General features: G+C 37.7%; 29 protein-coding genes. 13 read left to right on the forward strand and 16 right to left on the reverse strand.

Going from position 1 to position 25,137, the window contains the following annotated elements; translation table 11 throughout:
* The first annotated feature begins 11 nt into the window (after nucleotides 1-11).
* The 4 genes from DY109_RS06925 to DY109_RS06940 all read left to right on the forward strand — a co-directional run bounded on the left by DY109_RS06925 (nucleotide 12) and on the right by DY109_RS06940 (nucleotide 3,776).
* The gene (locus DY109_RS06925; RefSeq protein WP_023949099.1) at nucleotides 12-1,697 is read left to right on the forward strand and encodes an acetolactate synthase large subunit; all 1,686 of its coding nucleotides are present in this window, start codon (nucleotides 12-14) and stop codon (nucleotides 1,695-1,697) included.
* Nucleotides 1,698-1,706: 9 nt separating this feature from the next.
* Complete coding sequence (ilvN, locus tag DY109_RS06930) at nucleotides 1,707-2,177, forward strand: acetolactate synthase small subunit (RefSeq protein ID WP_023949101.1); 471 nt, start codon at nucleotides 1,707-1,709, stop codon at nucleotides 2,175-2,177.
* Between the two features lie 35 nt (nucleotides 2,178-2,212).
* The gene (locus DY109_RS06935; RefSeq protein WP_181894624.1) at nucleotides 2,213-3,109 is read left to right on the forward strand and encodes a glycosyltransferase family 39 protein; all 897 of its coding nucleotides are present in this window, start codon (nucleotides 2,213-2,215) and stop codon (nucleotides 3,107-3,109) included.
* A gap of 76 nt (nucleotides 3,110-3,185) precedes the next feature.
* The gene (locus DY109_RS06940; protein WP_147291176.1) at nucleotides 3,186-3,776 is read left to right on the forward strand and encodes a hypothetical protein; all 591 of its coding nucleotides are present in this window, start codon (nucleotides 3,186-3,188) and stop codon (nucleotides 3,774-3,776) included.
* A gap of 131 nt (nucleotides 3,777-3,907) precedes the next feature.
* Here DY109_RS06940 and DY109_RS06945 read toward each other — a convergent pair whose 3' ends face one another.
* Together DY109_RS06945 and DY109_RS06950 are read right to left on the reverse strand one after the other, a co-directional pair.
* Nucleotides 3,908-4,300 carry a hypothetical protein gene (locus DY109_RS06945; protein WP_023949107.1) on the reverse strand — a complete coding sequence of 131 codons (393 nt, stop codon included), beginning with the start codon at nucleotides 4,298-4,300 and terminating at the stop codon, nucleotides 3,908-3,910.
* A 73-nt stretch (nucleotides 4,301-4,373) separates the two neighbouring features.
* The gene (locus DY109_RS06950) at nucleotides 4,374-5,621 is read right to left on the reverse strand and encodes an HP0729 family protein (protein WP_023949108.1); all 1,248 of its coding nucleotides are present in this window, start codon (nucleotides 5,619-5,621) and stop codon (nucleotides 4,374-4,376) included.
* A 2-nt stretch (nucleotides 5,622-5,623) separates the two neighbouring features.
* Here DY109_RS06950 and DY109_RS11510 point away from each other — a divergent pair, with 2 nt between their 5' ends.
* The gene (locus DY109_RS11510; RefSeq protein WP_158413028.1) at nucleotides 5,624-5,797 is read left to right on the forward strand and encodes a hypothetical protein; all 174 of its coding nucleotides are present in this window, start codon (nucleotides 5,624-5,626) and stop codon (nucleotides 5,795-5,797) included.
* Between the two features lie 137 nt (nucleotides 5,798-5,934).
* Here the strand turns inward: DY109_RS11510 and DY109_RS06955 are convergent, their stop codons facing one another.
* Entirely contained in the window at nucleotides 5,935-6,162 is a 228-nt protein-coding gene (locus tag DY109_RS06955; RefSeq protein ID WP_023949110.1) for a hypothetical protein, read from the reverse strand.
* A gap of 170 nt (nucleotides 6,163-6,332) precedes the next feature.
* Entirely contained in the window at nucleotides 6,333-6,584 is a 252-nt protein-coding gene (locus DY109_RS06960) for a hypothetical protein (protein ID WP_023949111.1), read from the reverse strand.
* A 106-nt stretch (nucleotides 6,585-6,690) separates the two neighbouring features.
* Here DY109_RS06960 and DY109_RS06965 point away from each other — a divergent pair, with 106 nt between their 5' ends.
* The 3 genes from DY109_RS06965 (at nucleotide 6,691) to DY109_RS06975 (ending at nucleotide 9,358) form a co-directional block, all read left to right on the forward strand.
* Entirely contained in the window at nucleotides 6,691-8,403 is a 1,713-nt protein-coding gene (locus DY109_RS06965) for a DUF262 domain-containing protein (protein ID WP_023949112.1), read from the forward strand.
* 275 nt (nucleotides 8,404-8,678) lie between these two features.
* Nucleotides 8,679-9,062: an HI0074 family nucleotidyltransferase substrate-binding subunit gene (locus DY109_RS06970; protein ID WP_023949116.1), complete on the forward strand. Its 384-nt coding sequence runs from the start codon at nucleotides 8,679-8,681 to the stop codon at nucleotides 9,060-9,062.
* Nucleotides 9,047-9,358 (forward strand): nucleotidyltransferase domain-containing protein, encoded by a 312-nt coding sequence (locus tag DY109_RS06975; RefSeq protein WP_023949118.1) that lies wholly within the window; start codon nucleotides 9,047-9,049, stop codon nucleotides 9,356-9,358. Before DY109_RS06970 ends, DY109_RS06975 begins: the two co-directional genes overlap by 16 nt.
* 116 nt (nucleotides 9,359-9,474) lie before the next feature.
* On the opposite strand, the gene DY109_RS06980 is transcribed toward DY109_RS06975, so the two are convergent.
* Nucleotides 9,475-11,466: a DUF1561 family protein gene (locus DY109_RS06980; protein WP_023949120.1), complete on the reverse strand. Its 1,992-nt coding sequence runs from the start codon at nucleotides 11,464-11,466 to the stop codon at nucleotides 9,475-9,477.
* Nucleotides 11,467-11,604: 138 nt separating this feature from the next.
* Here DY109_RS06980 and DY109_RS06985 point away from each other — a divergent pair, with 138 nt between their 5' ends.
* Nucleotides 11,605-11,796, forward strand: a complete 192-nt coding sequence (locus DY109_RS06985) for a hypothetical protein (RefSeq protein ID WP_023949124.1) — start codon at nucleotides 11,605-11,607, stop codon at nucleotides 11,794-11,796.
* Between the two features lie 72 nt (nucleotides 11,797-11,868).
* On the forward strand, nucleotides 11,869-12,246 hold the full coding sequence (locus DY109_RS06990) for a DNA methyltransferase (protein WP_023949126.1): 378 nt from the start codon (nucleotides 11,869-11,871) through the stop codon (nucleotides 12,244-12,246).
* 272 nt (nucleotides 12,247-12,518) lie between these two features.
* On the opposite strand, the gene DY109_RS06995 is transcribed toward DY109_RS06990, so the two are convergent.
* Genes DY109_RS06995 through DY109_RS07010 form a run of 4 tightly spaced genes read right to left on the reverse strand, consistent with a single transcriptional unit; the run spans nucleotide 12,519 to nucleotide 14,151 of the window.
* Entirely contained in the window at nucleotides 12,519-12,737 is a 219-nt protein-coding gene (locus tag DY109_RS06995; RefSeq protein WP_023949128.1) for a hypothetical protein, read from the reverse strand.
* 21 nt (nucleotides 12,738-12,758) lie between these two features.
* Nucleotides 12,759-13,070 carry a hypothetical protein gene (locus DY109_RS07000; RefSeq protein WP_023949130.1) on the reverse strand — a complete coding sequence of 104 codons (312 nt, stop codon included), beginning with the start codon at nucleotides 13,068-13,070 and terminating at the stop codon, nucleotides 12,759-12,761.
* A gap of 20 nt (nucleotides 13,071-13,090) precedes the next feature.
* Nucleotides 13,091-13,630, reverse strand: coding sequence for a hypothetical protein (locus DY109_RS07005; RefSeq protein WP_023949132.1), 540 nt, complete (start codon nucleotides 13,628-13,630; stop codon nucleotides 13,091-13,093).
* A 2-nt stretch (nucleotides 13,631-13,632) separates the two neighbouring features.
* On the reverse strand, nucleotides 13,633-14,151 hold the full coding sequence (locus tag DY109_RS07010; RefSeq protein WP_023949134.1) for a hypothetical protein: 519 nt from the start codon (nucleotides 14,149-14,151) through the stop codon (nucleotides 13,633-13,635).
* 227 nt (nucleotides 14,152-14,378) lie between these two features.
* Here DY109_RS07010 and DY109_RS07015 point away from each other — a divergent pair, with 227 nt between their 5' ends.
* Both DY109_RS07015 and fliP read left to right on the forward strand, forming a co-directional pair.
* On the forward strand, nucleotides 14,379-15,371 hold the full coding sequence (locus DY109_RS07015; protein WP_023949136.1) for a L,D-transpeptidase family protein: 993 nt from the start codon (nucleotides 14,379-14,381) through the stop codon (nucleotides 15,369-15,371).
* A gap of 93 nt (nucleotides 15,372-15,464) precedes the next feature.
* Nucleotides 15,465-16,166 carry a flagellar type III secretion system pore protein FliP gene (fliP, locus tag DY109_RS07020; RefSeq protein ID WP_181461867.1) on the forward strand — a complete coding sequence of 234 codons (702 nt, stop codon included), beginning with the start codon at nucleotides 15,465-15,467 and terminating at the stop codon, nucleotides 16,164-16,166.
* A gap of 540 nt (nucleotides 16,167-16,706) precedes the next feature.
* Here fliP and DY109_RS07025 read toward each other — a convergent pair.
* Genes DY109_RS07025 through DY109_RS07035 form a run of 3 tightly spaced genes read right to left on the reverse strand, consistent with a single transcriptional unit; the run spans nucleotide 16,707 to nucleotide 19,939 of the window.
* Nucleotides 16,707-17,879 carry a sulfate adenylyltransferase dissimilatory-type gene (locus DY109_RS07025; protein ID WP_023949142.1) on the reverse strand — a complete coding sequence of 391 codons (1,173 nt, stop codon included), beginning with the start codon at nucleotides 17,877-17,879 and terminating at the stop codon, nucleotides 16,707-16,709.
* Nucleotides 17,857-18,741, reverse strand: coding sequence for a response regulator (locus DY109_RS07030; RefSeq protein WP_023949144.1), 885 nt, complete (start codon nucleotides 18,739-18,741; stop codon nucleotides 17,857-17,859). The genes DY109_RS07025 and DY109_RS07030 overlap by 23 nt, the downstream gene beginning before the upstream one ends.
* The gene (locus tag DY109_RS07035; RefSeq protein WP_023949146.1) at nucleotides 18,716-19,939 is read right to left on the reverse strand and encodes a bifunctional 2-C-methyl-D-erythritol 4-phosphate cytidylyltransferase/2-C-methyl-D-erythritol 2,4-cyclodiphosphate synthase; all 1,224 of its coding nucleotides are present in this window, start codon (nucleotides 19,937-19,939) and stop codon (nucleotides 18,716-18,718) included. Before DY109_RS07035 ends, DY109_RS07030 begins: the two co-directional genes overlap by 26 nt.
* A gap of 148 nt (nucleotides 19,940-20,087) precedes the next feature.
* Here DY109_RS07035 and pseB point away from each other — a divergent pair, with 148 nt between their 5' ends.
* Nucleotides 20,088-21,080 (forward strand): UDP-N-acetylglucosamine 4,6-dehydratase (inverting), encoded by a 993-nt coding sequence (gene pseB / locus DY109_RS07040; protein ID WP_023949148.1) that lies wholly within the window; start codon nucleotides 20,088-20,090, stop codon nucleotides 21,078-21,080.
* A gap of 14 nt (nucleotides 21,081-21,094) precedes the next feature.
* Here the strand turns inward: pseB and DY109_RS07045 are convergent, their stop codons facing one another.
* The 4 genes from DY109_RS07045 to prfB all read right to left on the reverse strand — a co-directional run bounded on the left by DY109_RS07045 (nucleotide 21,095) and on the right by prfB (nucleotide 25,105).
* Nucleotides 21,095-21,826 carry an EI24 domain-containing protein gene (locus tag DY109_RS07045; RefSeq protein WP_023949150.1) on the reverse strand — a complete coding sequence of 244 codons (732 nt, stop codon included), beginning with the start codon at nucleotides 21,824-21,826 and terminating at the stop codon, nucleotides 21,095-21,097.
* A gap of 90 nt (nucleotides 21,827-21,916) precedes the next feature.
* On the reverse strand, nucleotides 21,917-23,221 hold the full coding sequence (locus DY109_RS07050; RefSeq protein WP_023949152.1) for a peptidase U32 family protein: 1,305 nt from the start codon (nucleotides 23,219-23,221) through the stop codon (nucleotides 21,917-21,919).
* On the reverse strand, nucleotides 23,218-23,937 hold the full coding sequence (locus tag DY109_RS07055) for a hypothetical protein (RefSeq protein WP_023949154.1): 720 nt from the start codon (nucleotides 23,935-23,937) through the stop codon (nucleotides 23,218-23,220). The genes DY109_RS07050 and DY109_RS07055 overlap by 4 nt, the downstream gene beginning before the upstream one ends.
* 67 nt (nucleotides 23,938-24,004) lie before the next feature.
* The gene (gene prfB / locus DY109_RS07060; protein ID WP_023949156.1) at nucleotides 24,005-25,105 is read right to left on the reverse strand and encodes a peptide chain release factor 2; all 1,101 of its coding nucleotides are present in this window, start codon (nucleotides 25,103-25,105) and stop codon (nucleotides 24,005-24,007) included.
* Nucleotides 25,106-25,137: the final 32 nt, after the last annotated feature.

Below are 25,137 nucleotides of genomic sequence, written 5' to 3' on the forward strand. Positions count from 1 at the left end.
TGGAGGAGAATATGGCAGAGAGCTTAAATGGTTCTCAAATGCTAATTGAGGCTTTGCATTTAGAGCAAGTTGAAGTGATATTTGGTTATCCTGGTGGGGCTGTATTAAATATCTATGATGAGATTTACAAGCAGACATATTTCAAACATATACTCACTCGCCACGAACAAGCAGCTATACACGCAGCAGATGGCTACGCAAGGGTTAGCGGGAAAACAGGAGTGGCTATTATTACAAGCGGTCCGGGCTTCACAAATGCAATCACTGGAATCGCAACTGCTTATATGGATTCTATACCTCTTGTGATTATAAGTGGGCAAGTGCCTATATCGCAGATAGGCACAGATGCTTTTCAAGAAGTTGATGCTGTCGGTATTTCTCGTCCTTGCACGAAGCATAATTATCTCGTAAAAGACATTCAAGATCTTCCGCGCATTATCAAAGAGGCATTTTATATCGCCAAAACAGGAAGAAGCGGTCCTGTTCTTATTGATATTCCAAAAGATATTTCCGCAAAAATTGGTGCATTTACCTATTCAGAATCTATCGAGCTTAAGACTTATAAGCCATGTTTTAAGGGCAATCAAAGACAGGTTAAGAAATTAATCCAAGCATTACAGACTTCAAAAAAGCCTTTGATGTATATAGGCGGAGGTGTGGTGCTAGGCAATGCATACCATGAAATACGAGAGTTTATCAAGTATTCACAGATTCCAGCTGTTGAGACGCTTATGGCAAGGGGTGTTTTGGAGTTTAATAATCCTCAAAATCTCGGTATGGTCGGAATGCATGGTAGCTATGCTTCAAATATGGCGATGCAAGAGTGTGATTTGCTTATATCCTTTGGGGCAAGATTTGATGATCGCGTTACAGGAAAAGTCAGCGAATTTGCTAAAAATGCCAAAATAGCGCATATTGACATTGATCCTAGCTCTATTGGAAAGATTATTGATGTTGATTATCCTATTGTCGGAGATGTGAGAGAGGTTTGTTTGGAGCTATTGGGCTTGGCTCAAGAGATTGATCCAAACGCGTATGCGGATTGGAGAGAGCATTTGCGCTCTTACCAAAAACGTTATCCATTGAGTTTTGAGGATTCTGATACGATTATCAAGCCACAATGGGTTATCCAGCAAATAGGAGAAATCACAAGCAAAGATGCCATCATCTCCACAGATGTGGGGCAACACCAAATGTGGGCGGCACAATTTTATCCATTTATGCGCCCAAGAGAGTTTTTGACAAGCGGAGGATTGGGGACAATGGGATTTGGCTTTCCTGCCGCCATTGGTGCGTATTATGCAGAATCCAAAAAAACCATTATCAATATTACAGGCGATGGAAGCATTTTGATGAATATCCAAGAGCTTATGACTTGCGTGCAGTATAGGATTCCGGTGGTTAATGTGATTTTGAATAATAATTATTTGGGTATGGTGCGACAATGGCAAACTTTCTTTTATGAAGAAAGATTTTCGCATACAGATTTGAGCCTCCAGCCAGATTTTGTCAAGCTTGCAGAATCTTTTGGTGGCGTTGGTTTTCGAGTAGAAAATAAGCAAGATTTTATACCCACGCTCAAAAAAGCTATTCAATCACAAAAAGTTTGTCTTATCGATGTTGTGATTGACAGATATGAAGATGTCTTACCAATGGTGCCGGGCGGATCTCCTCTTAATAAGATGATTTTAAAGTAGGATACGATAATGCAAGAACGAAAAATAATTGCTGTTACGGTTGTGAATGAACATAGCGTTTTGGCTCGAGTTTCAGGACTTTTTGCGGGTAGGGGATATAATATAGAATCTCTCACTGTCGCGCCAATTCCCAATACTTCACTCTCTAGAATCACCATAGCAACGCAAGGAGATTCTCGGGTTTTAGAGCAGATTATCAAGCAACTTCACAAGCTTATACCTGTCCTTACCGTGAGTGAAGATGGCGATTTTTTGGAAAAAGAAAGTGTATTAATCAAAATCGACATCAACGAAGAGCTTGCCTCAATAGAAGCCCTTGCAAAAGCTTATAATGGCAAAATAGCTAATGCAAATGAAAAATACATCATCGTTGTCGCGACAGAAAAGCCCCAAAGAATCACAAGCCTTATAAAAGCTATGCAAAAATTTAAACCAAAAGAGATATTGCGTAGTGGTGTCATCGCAATGGAGCGGTATTAGCGATTAATGATAGCATGGCAGTAATGAAGGCATTTATGCGTATTTTTGATTATAAGGATTCTCAAGAAAGTAGAATCTTATTTGTTTTTTTATTGTGTCATTTTGTTGTGTGGTCTTTTTTGCCTTTTATGCGTGGAGTGATTCCACTTGATTGTGTGGAAGCTCTTTCTTGGGGCAAAAATTTTGTTTTTGGCACAGATAAGCATCCACCACTTTCAGGTTGGTTGGCGTATTATTTTTATGTATTATGTTTTAAATTACCAGAATCTGTGTATATTTTAAGTCAAATTTTTGTTGTGCTTGGGTTAGTATATATCTACAAAATAGCTCAATTCTTTCTCTCTTATAAATATGCACTATTTGCTACAATCATTCTTGATACGATTATTTATTACAACTTCACATCGATAGAATACAATGTCAATGTTGTTTTGTTATTTTTGTGTCCAGCTTTTACTTATTATTTTTATAAAGCTTTTTTTGGTGGTTTATTAAGGTATTGGATTCTGACTGCTATTTTTGCTGCATTGGGTGTTTTGGATAAATATTATATGTTTTTGATTCTTGCTTGTGCGTTTCTTGCGATGTGTATGCTTCCGACAGGACGAAAGGCATTTGGCAAAAAAGAATTTTATATCGGGGTTGTTGTTTTTATAGTTCTTTTGACTCCGCATATACTATGGATGTTTGATAATGATTTTATGGCTATTTCTTATATTCTTAATCGAGGTGGCTTGCAGGGTATTTCAAGTGTAAATACTGATGGTTTTTTGGTAAAGCATATTGGTTATCCAATTTATTTTTTCCTTTCTCAATTTATACTTGTTATTCCAGCATTGTATATATTTTTTATCACACGATATAAAAGTCTTGCATCAGCCGAACAAAATTTTCTACATTCAAAATATCATCTAATCCCCCCCCCACAATGATATTAAGGTATATTCTACACCTGAAGAGCAAAAGTATTTTCTCATTATAATGGCTTTTGGTCCTATAGCTCTTCTGATGTTTATCTCTTTTATAAGCGGTATTTTTTTGTTGCCAATGTGGGGAACTCCATTGTTTTTTATGTTTGGCATTTGGCTTTTTTATACTTTTTGGATTCCAGATGAAATCTTTAAGCAAAGATTCTTTGCTATTTTTGTAGTAGTTATACATTGTTTATATATTATCGCGTTTATTATTATGATGCTATTTACAACATCTTTAAGAAAAAATTTAGATAGTGAAGCATTTATTTTTCAAGTTAAAGATATTTGGAGTGCTTATATGTATGATACTCCATTGTTATTTACAGGTGGAGATATGTGGCTATCATCTATTATTGCTATTTATTTTGAAGCAGAATCCAAAAACAAAATAAAAACCTTTATCGACATAGATCCAAAGAAAAACTCTTGGGTAGATGAAAAAGTCTTGCAAGAAATAAAACAAAAGGGCATATTGATTGTAAGTGGATCGCCTAAGGAGCTACAATCATATGCTGATGTTTTTCCTCATTTGCAATTTGTCAAAGAAATCAAAATTAGCTCTTCAAATATCTTGCACCAGAAAAAAGAACAATCCGTTTTTGTTGGAATCGCAAAAGATCCATAGAAAATACGCGTGGATTATCGCAATGGAGCGGTATTAGTAGTATCAATAGCAGATTATTAAGGCTTAATTTAGCTCAATATTTTCAAAACTTTGCTTTTTTGTCTTATTTTCTTGCCTTGTTTTTGTAGAAATTACTTCCTAATAAGCCTAATGCGTGTAGAAGAGGTTTTTTCTAGCTTATAGGCTCTAAGTTTATTTAGCAACGCTACACCCACAGATATGCTTCCTGCAATTATCGCGATAATTATTAGGCTGATGGTCGCATTTGTGCTGAAGGCTTCCGCATCAGTGGGCGTAGATGTTACAAATGCAGAGATGAGCGTATGAGTTCCACCTGTGGGGATTTTGAGTATTATGATTCCCGCAATGATACCAATAGCACCAATAGCGACAGCCCATGCCACTTTGCCCCTTGCTTTTATCCTTATGACTTTATTTGCCAAATCACCCTCGATTTCTATTTCGCTACTTTCGTTTCTAAGAGCCTCTGTAAGCTCTTTTTCATTTGTAACTTGCGTTGCCATTTTGTCTCCTTAAATTTTGCTTTGTATGCTTTAGATTTGCATTACTCTAGAATCTAAATCGCGCTTTTTAGCCTTAGATTCTCGTTTTGATTGTATTTTTTAGCATATTTTTTGCCTCTAGTAGCGAGCTAAATGCGCCGCTTTCACCAAGCCTAAGCCCGATTCCTAGCATAAGTGCACGCACCTCTAATGCTTCTTGGATAAAGGCTTGCTTATTATGCGCGCTTGGGTTGCGCTCCTGCTGCAAAATCCCAATGTGCTTTGGCAACATTGTGTGTAGATAGAATCGAAGTGGCGCGTTATAGCGCGATTTTATAAGCTCTTTTATCCTTTCATTACGTAATAGACTGACAAAATTGCCAAGATTATGCGGTTTGACTCCTAGCAAGTCCTTTACAAAAAGCGCCTGCCCACGCGTATCATAGGCAATATTTATAATCTCCTTATCTTGCTTGCTTAAATCTCGCACAAGAGTCTTGCAAAGCTCCCAAGCCTCCCACTCAAAAGCCGAAGCATAGTCAGTCATCGCATTTGAGAGGTCATTTATATCTACCTTCAATGCTCTGTGCTTCTCAAAAATCATTTCAGCCTTTGTAAGCTTCTCTAGTGTGCTTGTAAGTGCTGCCCTCTCAAAGTCCGCCCCTAAGCACACATCAATAAGCCTCTGCTTTGTGGTGATAAACTCCTCACTTTGCAAGGCATCGATATAGTGCTTTGTGCCTTGCGAAAAATAAAATTCTGGCTTGTTTTGGTGTATCTCTAGCGGGTAAGTGTAGGGATTGCCATATATGCTAAAGGTGTGATTGCCAAAGTCTGGCGTAGTGAAGTTGGCAAGATACACATCACGCACCTTGACAAAGTCGCCCTGCACAAGCTCGCGCAAATCCTCGATGATAAACCACGTTTCAATATCAAGATTCTTTTCTGCATAATATTTAGGCGCGATATTTGAATCTTGTAATTTTGATAAATCCGTGCAAACTTTTTCAACCTTTGCTACAAAGAGATTCTCATAATTTGTGAGGAAAAGCTGGAATGGGCAAACAAAGCGCGCAAAGTCAAAAGATAGGGCGTCAAAAGGCGGGATGTCATTACGAGTGTTAGCATGGCAATCTATTTTTACTGCTGGATTGCTTTGGTCGCTCTGCTTGCTCGCAATGACAGAGGGTGCAAAATCTACAATCACTTCGCTTTGTGTAAGACGTAGCTTTGAGCACACCTTGCCAAAGGCTACTTTGCCTTCAGACTTTAGAATCTCAAGATGCTTTTGTATCACGCTTTGGTCGTAGTAGGGATTATAAAGGATAAGATAATTTTGCATTCATGCACTCCTTTAAAGTATTTTGCAAATATGATTACTTGTTTTGTGTGTATCATACGATTGAGTGGCTTGAGTTTTGTTTAAAGCTTTTAGAATCTAAGTGTCATTGCAAGACTTCGAAAGAAGTCGTGGCAATTTATAGAATCCACATTGTCATTGCGAGCCTCACAAAGTGAGACGTGGCAATTTATCTATGAGGCAATTTTTAGATTCTGGATTGCTTCGGTCGCTTTGCTTCCTCGTAATGACACATACTAGATTCTTTGCCTAAAGGCTCGCAATGACGCAGGGAAACCTCGCAACGACACAGATTCTATATCTTTGGCATTTTTGGCTTGCCTGAAAATGCGCCTTTGAGTGTGTTAAGCGCAGTATCTAGCACTGAATCTAGCACGTTTAACTCCTCTCTGCCCTCCATTAGCGTTTTGCACTTTGGGCAGATAGCAAAGCTATCCGCTCCTAGCGCATCGCTCTTTGGGGCTACTATCTTGCTTTTCCCGCAGGTCTTACAGACGGCTTTGTAGGCTCTTGGCTGTATCATTTTTTCTCCTTTGTAGTTGTGTTGTTTGCGTATTAAAGCGTATCTATAAGCGCATTAATGTCTGTCCCAAGCGCACCCGCGCCAAAGCTTTTTCATAACTGCTCCTTTATGGATAATTTATAAGCCTTAGGCTTATATAATGAAAGCTTATCTACTAGCTATGATACCAGCTAATAAAGTCCAAAAAGAAGGCTTGAATTTGCCTTATTTATAGGATTTGGGTTTGTATAAAAATCTAATCCACGATTAAAAATCTTATCTATTTCAACTAATGTTCCTATATTGATAGGTTGTGTAAAATCAATGGATTTTTTTAGCTTTGGCTCTATGATAGATTTTAGGCGCAATTCGTCCATTTTAAACAAATCTAAAAGATATTGCAAACGCTCAATGTTGATTTGTATTGTCTGCCTTGCTCCCATAAAACCCTCTAGTTTTTTACTAAATTAACTTAATATAGATTGATTAGTTGCGAATTGTAAGGCAAATTTAAGTAAAATGAGATATAAAACTTTAAAAGGATTAAAAATGGAATTTAAGCCAGAGAAAATTTGCATAGCTAAGTTGCTTAGCGAAGATGGACAAAAATTTGTAATCCCCGAATATCAACGCCCTTATCGTTGGGGCGAAGATGAGTGCGAAACGCTTTGGAATGATATTATAAGTGTTTTTGGTGATGGTAGCGATATTGAAGAGTATTTTTTAGGTTCTATCGTTACCTATAAAAACGATAATGGCGAACTTGAAATTATCGATGGGCAACAAAGAATCACTACACTTACACTACTTTATAGAGCTTTTTATGAAACATTCAAAACTGAGGAAGAAAAAGCCAAAGGGGATTATCCAAGAGATTTTGGCAAATGTGTTTGGGATTATGAAAGAGATAAAGGCTTGCTTTTTGAGAATTGCCATTTAAGCAGTCAAGTTATAACAGATGCCGATGAAAAGATTTTAAAGCAACTTTTAAGTGAAAATTGTGAAGTTGAAAACAAACATTCAAACTATGCTAAAAACTATGATTATTTTTATGGCAAATTGTTAAATTTTAAACAAGAAAAAAGTTTGGTTTGGAAAGGTTTTTGTGAGATGTTTTTAGGCAGAAAACTTTTTGTTTTGCTCGTTGTTTGTGATAGTCAAGAATCAGCAATGACTATTTTTAACGCTTTAAATTCTCGTGGCTTACCTTTATCAAATGCTGATATTTTAAAGGGATATATTTATAAAAAAGTGAGTGCAAAAACAGAATTTGCAAATGCTTGGAAAGATATTGAGTCCAAAGTGGAGGATAGCGATAATATCAAAGATTTAGATTTTCTATTTATACAATATATGTACATTATTCGTGCTGAAAATGAGGATATTGACACAACAACTCAAAGTATGCTTAATTTCTTTACCAAAAAAGACAAAAAGAAAAAATGTTTTGGGGCTTTGCAAGATTGGCTTTATAAAGAAGAAACGATACCTTTTATTTCAAATTTAGCTGATTTTTGGATAAAACCTGAAAACTACCTAAACGATACTTCTAGTCGATACATTAGCGTTTTAAATTTGTTTCAAAATGATACTTGGAAAATTTTTGTAAGTTATTTGGTGTGGCGAAATAAGGATTATTTTGCTAATGAGCAGTTTGACAAAGATAAATTTAGCGTAGAGTTTGATAAACATTTGCGAAAACTTATCAAATTTTGCACACTCGCATTTTTAAATAACAATGCCACTACAAATGTGATTAGGGAGATAGTTTTTAAAATGAATGTTGAACTTTTCAAGGGGCAAGAATTTTCAACTAAAAATACTTTGCCCTCAAAAGAAGTTTTCTTTGAAAACACTTTTAAGTTTGATTCAAGAAAAGCAAAGTATCTTTTGTTTTTATATGCTTGTATTTATAGTGATTTTAGTGAGGATATTAACCCTAAAAACAAAAAGTTAGAAGTGGAGCATATTTTGCCTAAAAAATGGCAAAATGCAAATTTTAACGGCTGGGATGAACAAAGTCATAAAGAGTATTTAGAAAAAATAGGCAATAAGATTTTACTTGATGAGCAAAGTAATATCAAATGCGCTGAGAACTTTTTTGCACAAAAACAACAAAAAGAATACAAAAATATTTATGATAAAGCGAATTTAAAAGAAGTGTATGATTTAGGTTGTAGGGCTAAAAACATTTGGGATAAAGATGATATAGATGAAAGAAGTGGGGAAATTTATAATAATTTGGCAAAATTTTTGCAGTAAGATTTTAAAAGACAGCTTATGACTTTCTCCAAAACAAACTCGCCTAAACGCCCTTTATGAGCGACTTAAAGGCGCAAATGGCGAAATTTTAGGGCGCAAAGCTTATGTGAGTTTGCAAGAAATATTGAGCGATGAGACTTTGAGAGAGTGCAGTGGGGTTGTAGCAGAAAATATCTTAATGTCGATGTTTGCAAAATCTTTGGATATAATTACAAAAATATAAAAGATGTGATTTTATGGAGTAGATAAGTGGCAGATTTATCCAGCGATTTGAGGTGTTTGACAAGGCATTTTTAAATTTAGATGAGTTAAAGGCGCGTGATTTTAGCTCTTTTTCGACACTTGAAAAAGAGGGAATTATCCAGCGATTTGAGATTTTAGTCGAGCTTTCGTGGAAAGTGCTAAAAGATTTTTTGGAGAACGAGGGATTTCTCATAGCAAGCCCAAAGGACGCTATTCGTCAGGCATTTAGTAGCAAACTTTTTGGCGTTGATATAGCGGATAAATGGCTAGAATCGCTAAATATTCGCAACCTTACAAGCCATACATACACGCAAGATGCGCTAGATAAAAATGTGCGATTTATTTTAGATGAATTTTTGCCACTTGTGAAAAATCTGCAACAAATATTAAAAGGCAAACTATGCGATATGGGCTAAATGAGCGGGATTTGAGGATTATCACAAAGATTTTAGCCAATCAAGGCAATGTTAAAAATGCACTAATTTTTGGCTCACGCGCTATGGGTACTTATAAAATCGCTTCGGATATAGATATTGCTTTGGTGGCTAAAAATGGCGATTTTAGCCTTGCAGAGATTGCGAATCTAAAGGCAGAATTTGATGAGAGCGATTTGGCGTATTTTGTGGATTTGATAAGCTATAATGACGCAAATGACGCGCTAAAAAGGCATATTGATACGCAGGGCAAAGCTATATTTTTGCGCGATTCATAGCCCCGCGCTTAAGTTGGAAATGCTAGTAAAAATCCCTGCGCTACAAGTGCGAATCTGCTCTTTTGTAATATCTTACAATATCGCATAAAATCCGCAAATACGCTCTATATGCGCAATTATTGTATTAAGCACCGTCCGCCTGTGCATTGATTGACAAATTCTAATTGAAGCGGACTTCTTGTGCCGTGCCTATCATCGCCCTCGCCCGTGCAGTTATTGCTAGATAGTGTGCTATTTAGCGGATTTTGATAAGTTTCTTCAATTTGCATACTAAAAAGCAAATACACATTTTGCGTATATCGTGAGCTAATGATAGAATATGCTTCATTTGCATTGTGTGCGATAGAGCTTTGCAAATAGTTTGCAAATCGCTCATAGCTTGGGCTTCCTGCGACATTAGTTGGTAAAAATGCCACGCCCTCTTGCAAACGAATCACAGGCATCGCGTGTCCGTTTTGTCTGCCACTTCTATCAGTGCGATAAATATTTACAATCCACATAGAGCCAACAGGTGCGCTAAAAAATCCATTTATCATCTCACGCACTTGAGAAAGTTCAGAGGCAAATCTCTCGTTGCGATATGCGCGAGAAGGATACATAGTAAGTGCGATTGAGCGATAGATTTGCTCACTTTGGGCAAAAGCTTCTTGTTGCGTTAATCCCTGCGGGAGATTCAAAGTAGAGTAATTTTCAAGCTGGTTAGCTAAAAGCGGATAGCGCGAACGAAAAGAAACAAAAGGATTTTGCCCTACTTGTGTATTAAAGAAATATCCACCTTGCGTTAAAGGCGTGTTAGGGTGCTCATTTAGCTCGGCTATGATTTGATAGCTATGTAGCATACATACGCCACAATCGCCTATCCTTACGGCTTGTCCATCGGTTGTAGTTGCGATTTGCCACAATCTGCGCCTCCATTCATCGTTGAGCGTAAAAGTAGGTGGCAATGGAGGGGCTTTAAGCAATGGCGGACTTTGGAGCGTTGGCGTGGTTTGAAGCAGTGTTTGATTGCCACTTGCTGGGCATTGCGGCAAAGAATCGCCCAAATTTGCATTATAAAAGCGCACAAAATTTTGCACATCATTTGAGAATCTAAAAAACGAAGTGGGGGCGTTTGTCCTATCTGTGGCAGCATATTTTTTCGTAGCAGTGTAAGGCACTCCATAGTGAATCCCATATTGCGGGACGCGCAAAATATTCCCCGCATAATCGCTTAAAAGGCTAATATTATTGCTTCCAAAAAATTCTAAATTCCACGATTGCGTGGATATGATTTTCCTAGATTCTATCACATCGCATTTTGTAAAAAATGTCCAATTCCAATCCTGTCCCCGCGCTTGATTTGAAGTAAGGCAGATAGTATTTCCATTGCCCTTGTCATATTGTGATATTTGCCCATTTAGCGGATTGTAAGTGAGATAAATAGGGTCGTTTTTAACAGATTCGTTATTGTGTAGATAGTAGCTATCAAATGTCCCGCGTCCCGTAGCAAAATCCCACGCGATAAAGGTGCTAATAGATAGATTCACAGGCGTTGCTATGGTATTTAGCCATTCATTCATACCGCTTAGGGCGTGATTATTTGCTTTTTTATCGGCAGATAGGACAAGAAAGCCATTTGAATCCTGCACTTGCAAACCCATAGAATGCGAAATAAAAGCATTGTTTTGTGTGGTAAAGACTTGCGATTTGTCATTTATCACGCAAGGGCGCAAGATGAGATTCTTTGTGGATGCGCCTAGATTTTGTGGTGCAGTAGCACAAACCCAATCTCTCCCCACAATCCACGCGATTCTACCAAATACATCATATCTAGCGGGTGGAGATTTGGAGCAGTTTTGCAAAGAAATATAGCCCTCTCCGTTTCTAAAAGTAGGCGCGTAACAAGCGATTACGCCATTTTTTAACAATACAGAGATGGGTTTATCTTTTGGCTTATCGGCAAGTTTTTGCGGGATTTGCGTATTTAGTGCATTTAAAGGGGCAGAGCCTAGTTGAAGTGATTTTGTTTGTGTTGTTTGTGGATTTTGGTCGTCTTTGTTTATCTCATAAGCAGTTAGTAATAACGCATTTACAAGCAATGCTATTTTTAAAAATACTGCACCTTTCATTTGTCGCTCCTTATTTTAAATCCGCAGATTCTAACAAGTTTTTATATAAATTTTTATTAAGTCTGCTTATAAAATTTAGATTTACATAAATTTTGTTAGAATTGCGGTTTTGAATCTTAAACTTAAAAGGCAAAAACAATGCAAGGCAATCTAGCACAAGTAAAAAGCGACATTTTAGATGAGCTTAAAATGCGTGTAGAGGACAGAATTTTAGAGCCAAACAACTACGAAGTGCTTTGCAAACTCATCAACAAGGCAGACAGCATAAGCGAGGCACAAGCTATCGCCGCACTAGGCACGACTTACAAAAAAAACAGGTTTTCATTTTGAACAGGTTTTCATTTTGATACGCGTTTAGAAAATTTAAGCAACGACATACATTTTTTAGCCAAAGATAAAGCTTTGAGCTTTGAAAATGACAAAAATGCCATTACGCACAAGCTCATCATAGGCGACAATTACCCCGCACTTTTGAATTTGCTTATCACTTACCGCGAAAAAATCAAAATGATTTATATCGACCCGCCTTATGGTAAGGACGATTTAGGTGAGTTTGCCAAAACCAACTACGAAAACGCCATTACGCGCGATAATTTGCTTTCTATGTTAAAGCCACGCCTAGAAATCGCTAAAATGCTTTTAAAAGATGATGGCGTCCTCTTTTGCAGTATAGATGATAGAAATCAAGCGTATGTGAAATGCCTTTTTGATGATATTTTTGGGGAGAGAAATTTTATTTTTTCTGCACCACGAGTTGTAAAAAAGGGCATCATCACCTAAGAAATCATTTAAAAGCGAGCTTTTACTCGCACTAAAGCCTCCAACCACTGGCACCAAAAGCTCTTGGGCTGCTATCTGCTTTGTAATACCCGCAGAATCAACTAAAGAAAGATCTTTAGCACCTGAAATAAGAGAATCCAATTTGCCTAAATACTTGAGATAGGACTTCTGTGTCGCTAGCATACGCGCTCCTTAAAAAGTTTTGTATTACCACCTTGCGTTGTGTTTTGGGCGCATTGCTAAAGTGGCAATATCAAGCTTTTTATTGCGCTTTAGTCATCTTCTTGCTTACTCTCTTTAAGGGCTTTTATAAGCAACCATACAAAGCCAAAGATTAAGCCAATGGCTACAAGCATAGCCCCAAGTCGCGGGATAGCTAGGCAGATAATGCCAACTAGCACACAAAAGAGAATCTTTGCATTTGGCAAGCCTGAAAAGAAAAGATAATAAAGCATTACCGCAGCGATAACCCCGCAAGCTAGAATAAGCATATTGCCTCCTTATAAAAACTTCTATAAAAACTTTTTGGCGATTTTTAGCATTAGTGAAGATTCGCGATTCTTAGCGATGTCGATAATAGAATCTAGCAATTCATCAAAGCGCGCTCTATCTTCATTCCTATATGCGCCGATTTCTTCGAGTATTTTGAGCGCACTTTTGGCTTTTTCATAATCGCTAGAAAAGCTTGAATTAAGCGTGTTTATGGGGGATTGAAGCTTGTCTTTATAAAGGCTATAAAGTGAGCGGAATTTCAATAACTTCAAGATTCCAAGCGTGCCGACAATCGCCCCAATAATGGGGATAAATAAAAGCAAAAACTGCATTGTGCCTCCTTAATCCTAAATCAGTCTAAAAACTTCTTTGCAATCTTTAGTGCCCCTGCCTTTTTGCTACTTGCCACTTCATAAAGTGAATCTAGCAGCCCATCAAACTTATCTTTATTTTTTGCCCGATACGCGCCCACTATCTCTATACAATCAAGCGCGCGCTCTAACTTGCCATCATTGCTTAGAGAATTTAGCCCGCTTAGTTTCTTTTTTAGCTTTAGCCCTAAAGAGACAAGGCGACACATCTTGCCTACCTCCCAAAACTTAAAGCTTTTTGCTAGACTAAAAATCGCGGTAATAAGCTGCATTAAATCCTCCTCGCTTAGGTTGTCTATGCCTTTTTGTGTGCTTTGGCTCTCTAGCTGCTTGCGATAAGAAGCACTAAAAAAGCTTATTATCGAATTAGGTGCAGATTCTGCGCGCTCGCGGCTTTGACTAGGGCTAGATTCTGCGCCCTCATTACTTTTGTTACTCTCGTGGCTTTTGTTACTCTCGTGGCTTGATTCCACGCGCTCGCCTTCACCCCAAGCAAATTCTCTTTTTTCTGTGTCTTGCATTGTTACTCCTTTGTGTTAGATTGCTCGCTTAGATTGCGCGCTATAAGTGCCTCTAATGCGCCCTCAAAGTGTTGCAAATCGATTGTAAAAGCCTCAAAAACATTGCCCGCTACCTTGTGGTGCTCAAAATGCGCGAGGGCAGATTCTAAAGAAGTGTTTTGTGCGGTGGTATCAAAAGGATTCTTCATTGGCTCTGTGGGCTTAGATTCTGTGCTCTCATTACTTTGCGTATCTCTCCATACTCCACGCCCGACAAATGGCGTGGCACGCGCGGGCTTTTGCACAAGGAGGGATTTTTGTGCGACTTTTGGGTTTAGGGTATCTACGATAAATTCATCGCTTAGCTTTGGATAGAGCGAATCAAGCGCGCTACGCGTGCGGATAGAATCTTTGGTTTTCTTTTGTGTGGTTATGTTTTGTAGTTTTGGAATATTTATGGTGTTTATCTGGATTTGATTTTTTCTGCTGCATGCTTTTTCCTGATTATTATAAATCCTTACAATACAAAAAAACGATTTCAATAAAAATTAAAAGAATAGGGCGTTTTGGCTAAAAGAATGTTTCAAACATAAACAAAACATAAACAAAGTGCAATGTGCTTTATTTATTGTTTAGATTCTGTGTTTTAGCCTCTTATCACATTTTCAAAAAAGCCAAAAAAATTGCGCGTTGCAAAGAATTTAGCATATAGAATGATTATTTTTAGATATAATCAAGATTTTAGTTTATTTAAGCTTTAGAGGGCATAATGAAAATTATATATGGCTTAGTATTGCTTTGTGTAACTGCATTAGCAATCGACAAAGACACGATAAAAATTATTCAAACATATCGAATGGCAAATATAGAGCAAACAAAAGAATTGCTTGAGTCCTACCTTCAGAAACGGGATTTTTGGCTGGGGGTTTTGGGTGATTATGATACAAATTATGGCTATTTTGAGGGGTATAATTTTTTATTTATATCAAACAAGCAGATTCCAAATTTAAGTCTTTATGAGATTAATCCTAATGGAAAGTTTCGCCTTATCCGTGAGATTCCGGCACTTGTCGCAGCAGGGAAGGGCAATAAACGACTTGAAGGCGATAAAACAACGCCCATTGGCGTGTATGACTTCACAAAGAAGTTAAGTGGTTTGCCTCCATATTATGGACCTTTGGCGTTTGCTACGGATTATCCAAATAATTATGACAAATCGCAAAAACGAACAGGCTCTGGAATCTGGATTCATGGATTACCACTTGATGGTAATCGAGAAGAGCTCAATACAAAAGGTTGTATTGCGATTAAAAATGATGTTTTGGCAGAGTTTGGTAGGATTGTTGATTATAAACAAGCGTTGATTATCATTTATGAAAAAGACTTTAGAGTGCCCAAAAAAGAGGAGATAGCTGATATATTAGCTACGCTTTATGCGTGGAGAATGGCTTGGATTAATAATGATCTAGAATCTTATCTTGGATTCTACTCCAAAGATTTTATCCGCCCAGATGGTATGAAGTTTAATGCCTTTTCTGAATACAAAAAACAAGTCTTTGCCAAACGCGAGGAAAAAAGCATTATTTTTAGTGATATAAGCGTTGTTCCGTATCCAAATGAAGAGGGGCGGATTATGTTTCGGGTGAGCTTTAATCAAGATTACAAAGCCTATAAAAATGGCAAAAATACATACTCTTCAAATAATTATAAGATTCTCTATATTTCTTATGAAAATAATCAAATGAAAATCATAAGTGAGTAGGCGCAAAAGGTGCAAATGCAAAATATGCGAGTGTATATGGCTAGATTCTGCAAATATTTGGCGTATAGCGCGATATTAATCTTTGCATTTGGTATGCTAAGTAGCCTTAATGCCGCTCCGACAATCCCTAGTGTCAATCTCTCTTTAAGCGCGCCTGATACTCCAAAACAGCTTGTAACATCGCTCAATGTTGTTGTTGTTTTGACGCTTTTGATTCTCGCGCCATCTCTTGTGCTTGTGATGACAAGCTTTATGAGGCTTATTATTGTTTTTTCGTTTTTGCGCACAGCGTTAGGCACACAGCAATCCCCGCCGACACAGATTCTGGTATCTTTGGCTTTGGTGCTGACTTTTTTCATTATGGAGCCAATCGGCAAAGAAGCGTATAATGCGGGCATAAAGCCATATATCAATGAGCAAATCGGATATGAGGAAGCTTTTGAAAAATCAAGCGAGCCATTCAAAAAATTTATGCTCAAAAACACACGCCAAAAAGATTTGGCTTTGTTTTATAGAATCCGCGATCTGCCAAACCCACAAACCCAAAATGATGTCCCGCTAACTATCGCAATTCCTGCATTTATGGTGAGTGAGCTTAAGACGGCATTTATGATAGGGTTTTTATTGTATCTGCCATTTTTGGTGATTGATATGGTGGTAAGCTCGATTTTGATGGCAATGGGTATGATGATGGTGCCACCGGTTATGATTTCTTTGCCATTTAAGATTCTGATTTTTGTGCTTGTCGATGGGTTTAATTTACTCATCGGCTCTTTGGTGCAAAGCTTTAAGTAAAACTTAAAAAAGCTTAAAATCCTTAAAGTAGATTCTAGAATCTAAATTACATAGAATCTAAGTCCTCTCTTTTTTGTATATTTCAGGGAGTTTGAAATTTTTAGCCTGCGATGAACTTCAATATTACACTTTTTTGTGTTTTTGCTTGTCTAAAATTTCTACACAACTCCAAAATCTGCCTAAAAATAGAGGATTTCTTTACACCTCTTTGTGTTTGCATAGATTCTACTAGAATCTATCATTTTTGTTGTCATTGCGAGCAAAATTTTCAAATTTTGCGTGGCAATCCATAGAATCCACTTTTAGATTCTAGATTCTAGGACAAAATACTTTGCCACTTTCGTTATGTTTTAGGTTTACTAAAGAATCCAGAATCCAAACTAAAATCTATTTTAGATTCTGTATTAGATTTTTTTCTGGATTCTTCGGTCGTGCATACGCACTCCTAAGACATGGCGACAAAGCTAGAATCTTATTGGCAATTTTTGAAGTATTTTTAAAGTATTTTTGAGTGATATAAGCGTGCTTAAAGTTGGCTAATCAAGTCAGCGCAGAAGTTTGATATAAGCGCATAAGCTCTATATAAAAATCTTGCTCGTTTTTTTGCGTGAGGATTCCGTCATTTAAAGGCACGAGATCATAATAGAGCTTTTGGAGATTGCTGAAGCGATTGGGGTATAAAGAAGAGAGGATTATCGCTGAAATCTCTGGTCGCACTAAAATAGCCGGTGGCAAAAGCCCTAATTGATAAAATTCCAAAATAGATTCTGTGTTGTAATTGATTTGATGATGATGCCCATGCGAACAGGTGATATTGTTGATAAGCATTTTGCAGACATTGCAATACGCATAATTTGGCTTGATTTTGGTTTGGATTCCTTTGATTTCATCTAAAATAGAATGCGGTATGTTTTTGTGATAAAACATTGATAAATTAGGCTGTGCCTCATTGGCGACGAAATGCGTGCAGCCATAATTTTTGGCGATGATTGCATGAAGGAGGATTTTGTTTTGGCTCATAAACAAATATGTATCATCAAGCGGAATAATACACACTCTCTCATTGATAAGAAAATGCTCCAAAGCAAAATCGAGGCATTTTCTTCGCAATTCATAATCAATAATCGTATCAGTGTATGGTTTGAGTAAAAAAATCACCACCAAATCAGAGGATTCAAGCTCATCTCGTATCAGCTTTTCGTATGCTCTATGAAAAACCGATCCATCAAGAATGATTGCTGTAATTTTTTTGGCTTGATACTGCTTGATTTTATCTTGGAGATTTTGTTTGGGCTTTTTGACATCATCGCATTTGACTTTGTATTGACCATAGATAGCGTATTCACCGAGTCGATTCTGGATTTTTTGTATGGCTTGAGTTTGTGTGGTGCCTCCGCCGAGTTGTTTGATTCTGTCTTGTTTATTGATCGTAAATACTTCTTCAACCTGAATATATCCGACAATATGATTTTCTACGACAATATCAAGTATTTGGTTGGTTTGGGCTGATTGGATCACTTCTTGGTTTCTTTTTCCGGAGGGGTTTAGGACAAAAGGACTTGAGAAGTAAGTATCAGAATCTTTCATTGTCTGAAAAATCTGTTTATTTGCAAGCCCCTTTGTGGGGTATAAAAGCCCCTCTTGGACTAATGCAAGCGAATACAGGGCTTCTTTGTCGATATGAAGTTGTTTATTTTTTGCGTAAGATTCCATATTTTTTTCTTTTTTCCCATAAGCTTTTTCTACTCATTCCTAATTTTCGCGCTAATTCAATATCAGGATAGCGATTTTCAAACTTCGTGATAATGGTTTTGACATAATCTTTCACAGACATAATTTCTCCGCCTAACTCTTGAGTATTAGGAATATCAGAAATATCTATAACTTGAGGAAAAGAGATTTTGTCAGTGGAGATAAACGAGATGATGAGCGGATATTTGCTGGCTAATTCTAAGAATTCTTTTTTGTCTTGTTTTTTGAGATCTTCAAGATTGGTGATGTAGTAAATTTTATTTTTTGGTGGCGGATTTTTAAATATATTTTTGTAATTTATGGATTTAAGCGTTACAAAATCAAGCAAGATGTTTTTTTCTTTGGCGTATTTCATAGCATAAATATCTGCGCTTCGTTGAGATGTGCTTTGAATGATAAATGGCGGATTGTAGGGTAGGGGAGCTGGAATATTGAGCGCGTTTTGGACAAAGTCAAAATACGAATTAAAAAAATCAAGCGTTTTTTTGGTGAGGTGGTAATTATGATAATGCGTTATTTTTCTCACTAGCTCATCAATCATAAAAGGCTTTAGCACATAATCCTTTGCCCCAGCCAAAATAGGCTTACTCACCGTATCATCGCTAATGTAAGAAATCATCATAATGATAATAGAATCTGAATGGTTTTTGATAAACTGCTCGCAATATGCATCATATATATTTGATGAAATTAAAATAGTCTCATAATCCACTTGCTTATTTGGGATAGTTTGACTAATTGTGCATTCATATCCTACATCACTTAATTTTCCTGCGATACTTTGTGCGAGATATGTTTCATTCTCTAGAATTAAAAGTTTCATTTATAATCTCCTTTAGATTGATAGTTTTTAGACTTACGCTACTTAGGACACATACCCCTTCTTCTCGCCCTATAAAGCCAAGTTTTTCAGCTGTTGTGGCTTTGATATTTAGAGCAAAAAGAGGAATCTCCAAAATCTCACTCAAGCGAGATTGGATAGCTTTTTTGTAAGGTGAAATCTTTGGGGTTTGCGCGAGGATCGTTACATCAAGATTGAGGATTTTAAACCCGACACTTTTGGCAAAATCATAAATTTGCCTTAAAAGTATTGCAGAATCTGCATTTTTGAATGTCTCATCTGTATCAGGAAACCACTCGCCAATATCACCAGCTCCCATAGCCCCAAGGATAGAATCCGCGATACTATGGAGCAAAACATCACCATCACTATGAGCCTTGAATCCGACATCACTTTGGATCTCCACGCCACCAAGCATCATTTTTTTGCCTTTTTCAAAGCCATGTATATCAATACCATTACCCACATATACAAAAGAGTCATTATCAATAAAAGATTCTAATGCTTGTAAATCTTGCTTAAATGTGAGTTTGGCTAATTTTTCATTGCCTTGTATGTAGCCTACTTTTCCGCCTATTTTTGCGATAATCGAACTCTCATCAGTGCTTTGATATGTATTTATGGCAAGTTTAAGGATTTGTGTTTTGGAGAGTTGGGGGGTTTGGATTCTTAGGAGTTTGTCTCGATTGATGTATTCTGTATCATAATAGATCGTATCTGCAATGCCTATGGTTGGTGCTATGCAGTCATATTGCTCTTGTATCATAAGAGAGAATAGGGCGTCAATGATTTCTTGTGAGACATTAAAACGCGCCACATCACTAACCAGCACATGTTCTGTTTGCACCTGTTCTAAGGCGTTGCGTAAGGATTCTTGACGCGTGATTCCGCCTTTGATTATCTGGTAATCGCACATTTTACACATATAGCGATAATCAGATTCTGAAGCGGTGATGATGATATGCTCAAATGGATACAATCGCGCGAGTTTATCAGCTACAAAAAGCCACAATGGTTTATTTTCTTTAAGACGCAACCATTGTTTTTTGATTTTGTGCTGCTTGGTTTTGATGTCTTGCCTAAAGCGAAGAGAATCCCCTGCTGCCATCAAAACAAGTGTCGTTGGTAAAGTATGAATGTTTGGCAATGTATTGCTGTGATTTTTGGTTTGTTTGAGCATATTCTATCTACCAATTTTGCATAATTTTTTAGAGATTATAAGATTTTTTTCTTAATTTTTAGACTAAATGCAAATCATTACACAAAATTACATCATTATGGAATAAAGAATGCTTTTTATTTGAAGTTTTAATCTGTATGGAGAAAATATGCTTAATGGTAAAAATATCCTCATTACCGGAGGAACAGGAAGTTTTGGTAAAAAATTTGTCCAAATGGTTCTCAAAAACTATAACCCAGCAAAAGTTATCGTATATAGCAGAGATGAGCTGAAGCAATATGAAATGAGTGCCGTATTTAACGATAAAAGAATGCGATATTTTATAGGAGATGTTAGAGATTTGGAGAGATTAAATCTCGCTATGAGTGGCGTGGATATTTGTATCCATGCTGCCGCGCTCAAGCATGTCCCCATCGCTGAATACAACCCCACAGAATGTATCAAAACCAATATTGATGGCGCAAGTAATGTCATCGCCGCATGCCTTAATCACAGCGTCTCACACATCATCGCCCTATCCACAGACAAAGCTGCTAATCCTATCAATCTCTATGGAGCGACAAAGCTTTGTAGCGATAAGCTTTTTGTAAGTGCAAACAACATCAAAGGCGCAAAAAAATCTAAATTTAGCGTTGTGCGATATGGAAATGTCGTAGGAAGCAGAGGAAGTGTTATTCCGTTTTTTAAGAATCTTATCCAAAATGGCGCAAAAGAGATTCCAATCACTGATGAGCGAATGACAAGGTTTTTTATCACGCTTGAGCAGGGTGTTGATTTTGTGATTAAAAACCTTCAGAGAATGCATGGAGGAGAGATTTTTGTGCCTAAGATTCCGAGTATGAAAATGGTCGATTTAGCCCTAGCTCTCGCCCCAAATCTACCGATAAAAATCATAGGTATTCGTCCCGGAGAAAAGCTTCATGAAGTGATGATTCCAAATGATGATTCTAGACATTGCTATGAGTTTGATGATTTTTATCTCTTGGAGCCAAGCATTTTGTTTCAAACCCCTATAAATTATGGAATCACTGCAAATGGACAAAAAGGGGTAAAACTCAAAGATGAATTTGAATACTCAAGCGATAAAAATACGCTATGGCTAAGTAAGGAAGAGATTCTTGAGATGGCTTCTAGAATCTAGATTCTAGTAGAATCTTAACTTTTGCTATCAGGCTCGCTTGATTCAAGCAATGCTTGGTTTGCAAAACAAAAATGTGTAAAAATGAGAATCTGAAGCAATGGTGCAAAAAAATTAAACACAGGAATAAATCCCAAAGCATAAGCGGCAAAGGCAATTTGAAGTTTATTGTTTTTTTCTTGCATAAAATGTTCGTAATTTTGCTTGCCTAAAATCTCTGTGCCTACATCAAACAAAGTCGCCTTATAAAAAAATATAAAATGTGGTATTAACATCACGATTGCCCCGACAAATGGCATAAACAAAAAAGGGATACAAACCACAAGCCCCGCACAAAATAGCACAAACATCTTGAAAAATGCCTTCAGAGAATCAAACAAAGAGATGCCCTTGGGCTTGGGAAGAGTAGGGTAGTGCTTAGAATAAACATACCGAACAACAAGTGGCGTATAAAATAGCGAGACAAACATATTGCCAACGCACGCAAAAACCACCACAAAAAACCCCAAAAACGCATACAAAATGACATAAATAGTGCCTTTCATAATGTTTGTTAAAAACGAATCGCTAATAAGAAGCTGATTTTGCCACGATATTGGAAAAAACCGATTGATAAAGCCCAAAAGATTGTCTGAAAAATAAAACAATATCACCGCCCAAAACACAATTCCAAACACAACAGGTAAAACATTAAGTGCAATCATGGCAGGACTTAAAAAATCACGCCAACTTTTTTGAATAATAGACATTTTACTCCTCCGATTAGATTTTATTTTTACTTATGAAAACTATAATTTTCAAATTTTTATCCAAACTTTTTATCTGTGGTATCTCCTATTTTACGATTTAGATTCTAGTTTAGATTCTGATAAATACGGCAACTTCTCTCGCAAAAAACTATAAGGAGGAAGCTTGCATGGAAGCATAATAAAATTTGTATTGCCACTATGGATAGATTCTACCTCTTTACCATTTTTAAGCAAAATCTTGTCAAATCGCATAAAATATTTATCATTTTGCTTATAGATTTCTCCATTTTTGCCCTTGCATTCAGTAATGACAGAATCTAATGGTGCGACAATCTCTTTAGATTCTCCTATGCGTATGGTATGTCTGCATAATGCCCTCTCACCGCTTTCATCAACTTCAGCACTCACTTGATAATCGCCATCACTGATAGCACTTTTGTGGTTTTGTGTGTCAAGTCGCTCAAATGGACGACGCACAAGATAGCCATCTGTAAAGCCCCTATTTTTCAATGTATGAAGCTCTGCTTGGTAGTGTGCGCTATCGCATTCTTTGCCTGCGTAGTAGTCATTAAGTGCATTTCTGTAAGTGCGCGCAGTGATCGCAGCATAATACACGCTCTTTGTGCGCCCTTCTATCTTGAGCGCATCGACTGCACCAGAATCTAAAATCTCTTTGATATGGCTTGCGAGATTGAGATCTTTTGCATTAAAAATATGCGTGCCTACACCCTCTTCTTCTTCAAGCCGCAACATCACGCCATTATCGGGATTTCTCACATAATATTCATAATCAAATCGGCAGTCATTCGCACAGCTTCCGCGATTTGGCACGCGCCCATTTTGGAGGCTTGAGATAAGGCAACGTCCAGAAAACGCAAAACACATACTTCCATGCACAAAAATTTCAATCTCTAAATTTGGCAAAGCTTTTTTTATCTCTACTGCGTCTTTGAGGCTAAGCTCACGCGCTGCGACTATGCGCTTCACGCCCATTTCATAAAACACTTCCGCATCAAGAATATTTAACACATTTGCTTGCGTGGAGAGGTGGATAGGAATGTGCGGGGCGATTTTTTTGGCAAGCCTTACGACACCCGGAGCTGCCACGATAAAAGCATCAGGATTAAGCTCTGCCATTTTGGCGATGTGGGATTCTAGAAGCTTGAGTTGATTATTAAAAGGAAAGCCATTAATCGTTACATAAATTTTTTTACCTAAAGAATGCGTGTATTCCACACCTTTTGCAAAGTCCTCATAGCTAAAATCCTTGCCCGCACGATTGCGTAATGAAAAATGGCTCACGCCTCCATACACAGCATCTGCGCCATAAGTAAGTGCTATGGTGAGTTTGTGTAGATTTCCTGCTGGAGAGAGGAGTTGGACTTTTTTTGTCATTTTTGCCCAAAAGAAGCGATGAGATTTTCTATCTCTTCAGAATTTGCCATATTGTCGTTTTTGTCGCCGGGGATAAATACAGCTGAAGCCACGCGTTTCGTGTCATCGATTTTGCTTTCAAAAAGAGAGTTCATATATTGTGAGAGCGCGCGCATTACATTGATTACGCGTTCAATTCTCTGTCGGTTAATATCTTGAAACTGCATTATATCCATAGCTTGCATTGTCGCATCTAGGCAAGCTTGGGCATTGTTTATGATATTTGTTACAGAATCTTTTGCTTGAGTGGTGGAGCTAAGCGATTTTTGAAAGGTCTGAATGTGCGGAAAACTTTCGCATAATTTCTGAAACATACTTTCTTGATCTTTGAGGTATTTTTCTATGTTTTTTGCAAGCTTAATTATGTCATTCGAATGAGAATCCACAATATCAAGCTGGTCAAACACCTCCCCTGCTTTGACTTCTGTATCTCTTGTTACATCATCAAGTTGATGCACAACCTTGTGTTCTTTGTTTGGTGGCGGTGGCGGCCAATCCTTAGAGGCATCAACGCGAAAATTTTGAGGATCAAAATCCGCGGGCAATTCAATATTGCTATCATCTTTACTTTGGGCTACATTATCTTTGCCGTTATCTTTATTGTCGTCATTGTCTTGATGTGCATCGGATTGTTCTGATACACCATTCATAAGCGCATCTAGTTCTTCTTGCGTCATAATGTATATCTCCTTGAATCTAAGCGTGAATTATAACGATTTTTTTTCATTTTTTTGCTTAAGTTTTTTAGTTTATTGTATTTTGATAGACAAGCACATCTTCGATGATATTGTCTATATCGCCATCAAGTATAGCCTCAACATTGCTATATGCTTTGCTTGAGCGCAGATCCTTTACCTGCTGATAGGGTGCGAGCACATAGGAGCGGATCTGATGCCCCCAGCCAATCTCGCTCAAATCTTTAGAATCCACTTCGCCCTGCTGTTTAAGCCGCTCTAGCTCATAGAGCTTGCTTTGGAGCATTTTTAGCGCAGTGGCTTTGTTTTTGTGCTGAGAGCGGTCATTTTGGCACTGCACGACAATGCCGGTTGGCAAATGCGTGATTCTAATGGCAGATTCTGTTTTATTGACATGCTGTCCGCCCGCACCGCTGGCGCGATAGGTATCTATGCGGATGTCTTTATCCTCAATCTCTACTTGTATATCATCATCAAGCTCAGGGCTTACCTGCACGCTTGCAAAGCTTGTGTGGCGCTTAGCGTTTGAATCAAAGGGTGAGATTCTCACCAAGCGATGCACGCCATTTTCTACCTTTGCGTAGCCATAGGCATTCTCGCCCTTTATGAGAAACGCAGCACCCTTAATGCCCGCCTCCTCGCCATCTTGATAATCAAGCAGCTCGACTTTGAATCCCCGCCGCTCGCTCCAGCGCAGATACATACGATAGAGCATACTCGCCCAGTCCTGCGATTCTGTCCCGCCAGCGCCGGGCTGAATGGTGATAATCGCATTTGCGCCATCATGCTCGCCACTTAGCATTACGATAAGCTCTAGTTGCGTTACGCTATGTTCGAGCTGATGAGATTCTTGAAATAGCAACTCCAAAGTCGCATTATCTTCTTGACTAAGGGCTATTTCAAAAAGTTCAGAACAATCTTTTAGATTCTGCTCTATTTTTCGATATTCTTCAAGCATTTTTAGCAGTATTGACTTTTTTTTGCTAGTCTCTCCAGCCTGCTTGGTATCTTCCCAAAATCTCGGATCTTGCTCGAGTGCTTCTATCTCTTTGAGTTGCTGTTGTATGCTTTCAGGCTGAATGATTTTTTGTATATTTTCGCATTTATTTTGGAGATTTTTAAGCAATTCTCCATACTCATAAGAATCCATTTTTGTCCTTGTGATAAAAATAATGCGTAATT

The organism is Helicobacter fennelliae (genome assembly GCF_900451005.1).
Lineage (GTDB): Bacteria > Campylobacterota > Campylobacteria > Campylobacterales > Helicobacteraceae > Helicobacter_B > Helicobacter_B fennelliae.

Excerpts from the sequence above, each read along its gene's own strand:
- DY109_RS06925 (WP_023949099.1), top strand. The coding sequence starts at position 12 with ATGGCAGAGAGCTTAAATGGTTCTCAAATGCTAATTGAGGCTTTGCAT.
- ilvN (WP_023949101.1), top strand. The coding sequence starts at position 1,707 with ATGCAAGAACGAAAAATAATTGCTGTTACGGTTGTGAATGAACATAGC.
- DY109_RS06935 (WP_181894624.1), top strand. The coding sequence starts at position 2,213 with ATGCGTATTTTTGATTATAAGGATTCTCAAGAAAGTAGAATCTTATTT.
- DY109_RS06940 (WP_147291176.1), top strand. The coding sequence starts at position 3,186 with ATGTTTATCTCTTTTATAAGCGGTATTTTTTTGTTGCCAATGTGGGGA.
- DY109_RS06945 (WP_023949107.1), bottom strand. The coding sequence starts at position 4,300 with ATGGCAACGCAAGTTACAAATGAAAAAGAGCTTACAGAGGCTCTTAGA.
- DY109_RS06950 (WP_023949108.1), bottom strand. The coding sequence starts at position 5,621 with ATGCAAAATTATCTTATCCTTTATAATCCCTACTACGACCAAAGCGTG.
- DY109_RS11510 (WP_158413028.1), top strand. The coding sequence starts at position 5,624 with ATGCACTCCTTTAAAGTATTTTGCAAATATGATTACTTGTTTTGTGTG.
- DY109_RS06955 (WP_023949110.1), bottom strand. The coding sequence starts at position 6,162 with ATGATACAGCCAAGAGCCTACAAAGCCGTCTGTAAGACCTGCGGGAAA.
- DY109_RS06960 (WP_023949111.1), bottom strand. The coding sequence starts at position 6,584 with ATGGGAGCAAGGCAGACAATACAAATCAACATTGAGCGTTTGCAATAT.
- DY109_RS06965 (WP_023949112.1), top strand. The coding sequence starts at position 6,691 with ATGGAATTTAAGCCAGAGAAAATTTGCATAGCTAAGTTGCTTAGCGAA.
- DY109_RS06975 (WP_023949118.1), top strand. The coding sequence starts at position 9,047 with ATGCGATATGGGCTAAATGAGCGGGATTTGAGGATTATCACAAAGATT.
- DY109_RS06980 (WP_023949120.1), bottom strand. The coding sequence starts at position 11,466 with ATGAAAGGTGCAGTATTTTTAAAAATAGCATTGCTTGTAAATGCGTTA.
- DY109_RS06985 (WP_023949124.1), top strand. The coding sequence starts at position 11,605 with ATGCAAGGCAATCTAGCACAAGTAAAAAGCGACATTTTAGATGAGCTT.
- DY109_RS06995 (WP_023949128.1), bottom strand. The coding sequence starts at position 12,737 with ATGCTTATTCTAGCTTGCGGGGTTATCGCTGCGGTAATGCTTTATTAT.
- DY109_RS07000 (WP_023949130.1), bottom strand. The coding sequence starts at position 13,070 with ATGCAGTTTTTGCTTTTATTTATCCCCATTATTGGGGCGATTGTCGGC.
- DY109_RS07005 (WP_023949132.1), bottom strand. The coding sequence starts at position 13,630 with ATGCAAGACACAGAAAAAAGAGAATTTGCTTGGGGTGAAGGCGAGCGC.
- DY109_RS07015 (WP_023949136.1), top strand. The coding sequence starts at position 14,379 with ATGAAAATTATATATGGCTTAGTATTGCTTTGTGTAACTGCATTAGCA.
- fliP (WP_181461867.1), top strand. The coding sequence starts at position 15,465 with ATGCTAAGTAGCCTTAATGCCGCTCCGACAATCCCTAGTGTCAATCTC.
- DY109_RS07025 (WP_023949142.1), bottom strand. The coding sequence starts at position 17,879 with ATGGAATCTTACGCAAAAAATAAACAACTTCATATCGACAAAGAAGCC.
- DY109_RS07030 (WP_023949144.1), bottom strand. The coding sequence starts at position 18,741 with ATGAAACTTTTAATTCTAGAGAATGAAACATATCTCGCACAAAGTATC.
- DY109_RS07035 (WP_023949146.1), bottom strand. The coding sequence starts at position 19,939 with ATGCTCAAACAAACCAAAAATCACAGCAATACATTGCCAAACATTCAT.
- pseB (WP_023949148.1), top strand. The coding sequence starts at position 20,088 with ATGCTTAATGGTAAAAATATCCTCATTACCGGAGGAACAGGAAGTTTT.
- DY109_RS07045 (WP_023949150.1), bottom strand. The coding sequence starts at position 21,826 with ATGTCTATTATTCAAAAAAGTTGGCGTGATTTTTTAAGTCCTGCCATG.
- DY109_RS07050 (WP_023949152.1), bottom strand. The coding sequence starts at position 23,221 with ATGACAAAAAAAGTCCAACTCCTCTCTCCAGCAGGAAATCTACACAAA.
- DY109_RS07055 (WP_023949154.1), bottom strand. The coding sequence starts at position 23,937 with ATGACGCAAGAAGAACTAGATGCGCTTATGAATGGTGTATCAGAACAA.
- prfB (WP_023949156.1), bottom strand. The coding sequence starts at position 25,105 with ATGGATTCTTATGAGTATGGAGAATTGCTTAAAAATCTCCAAAATAAA.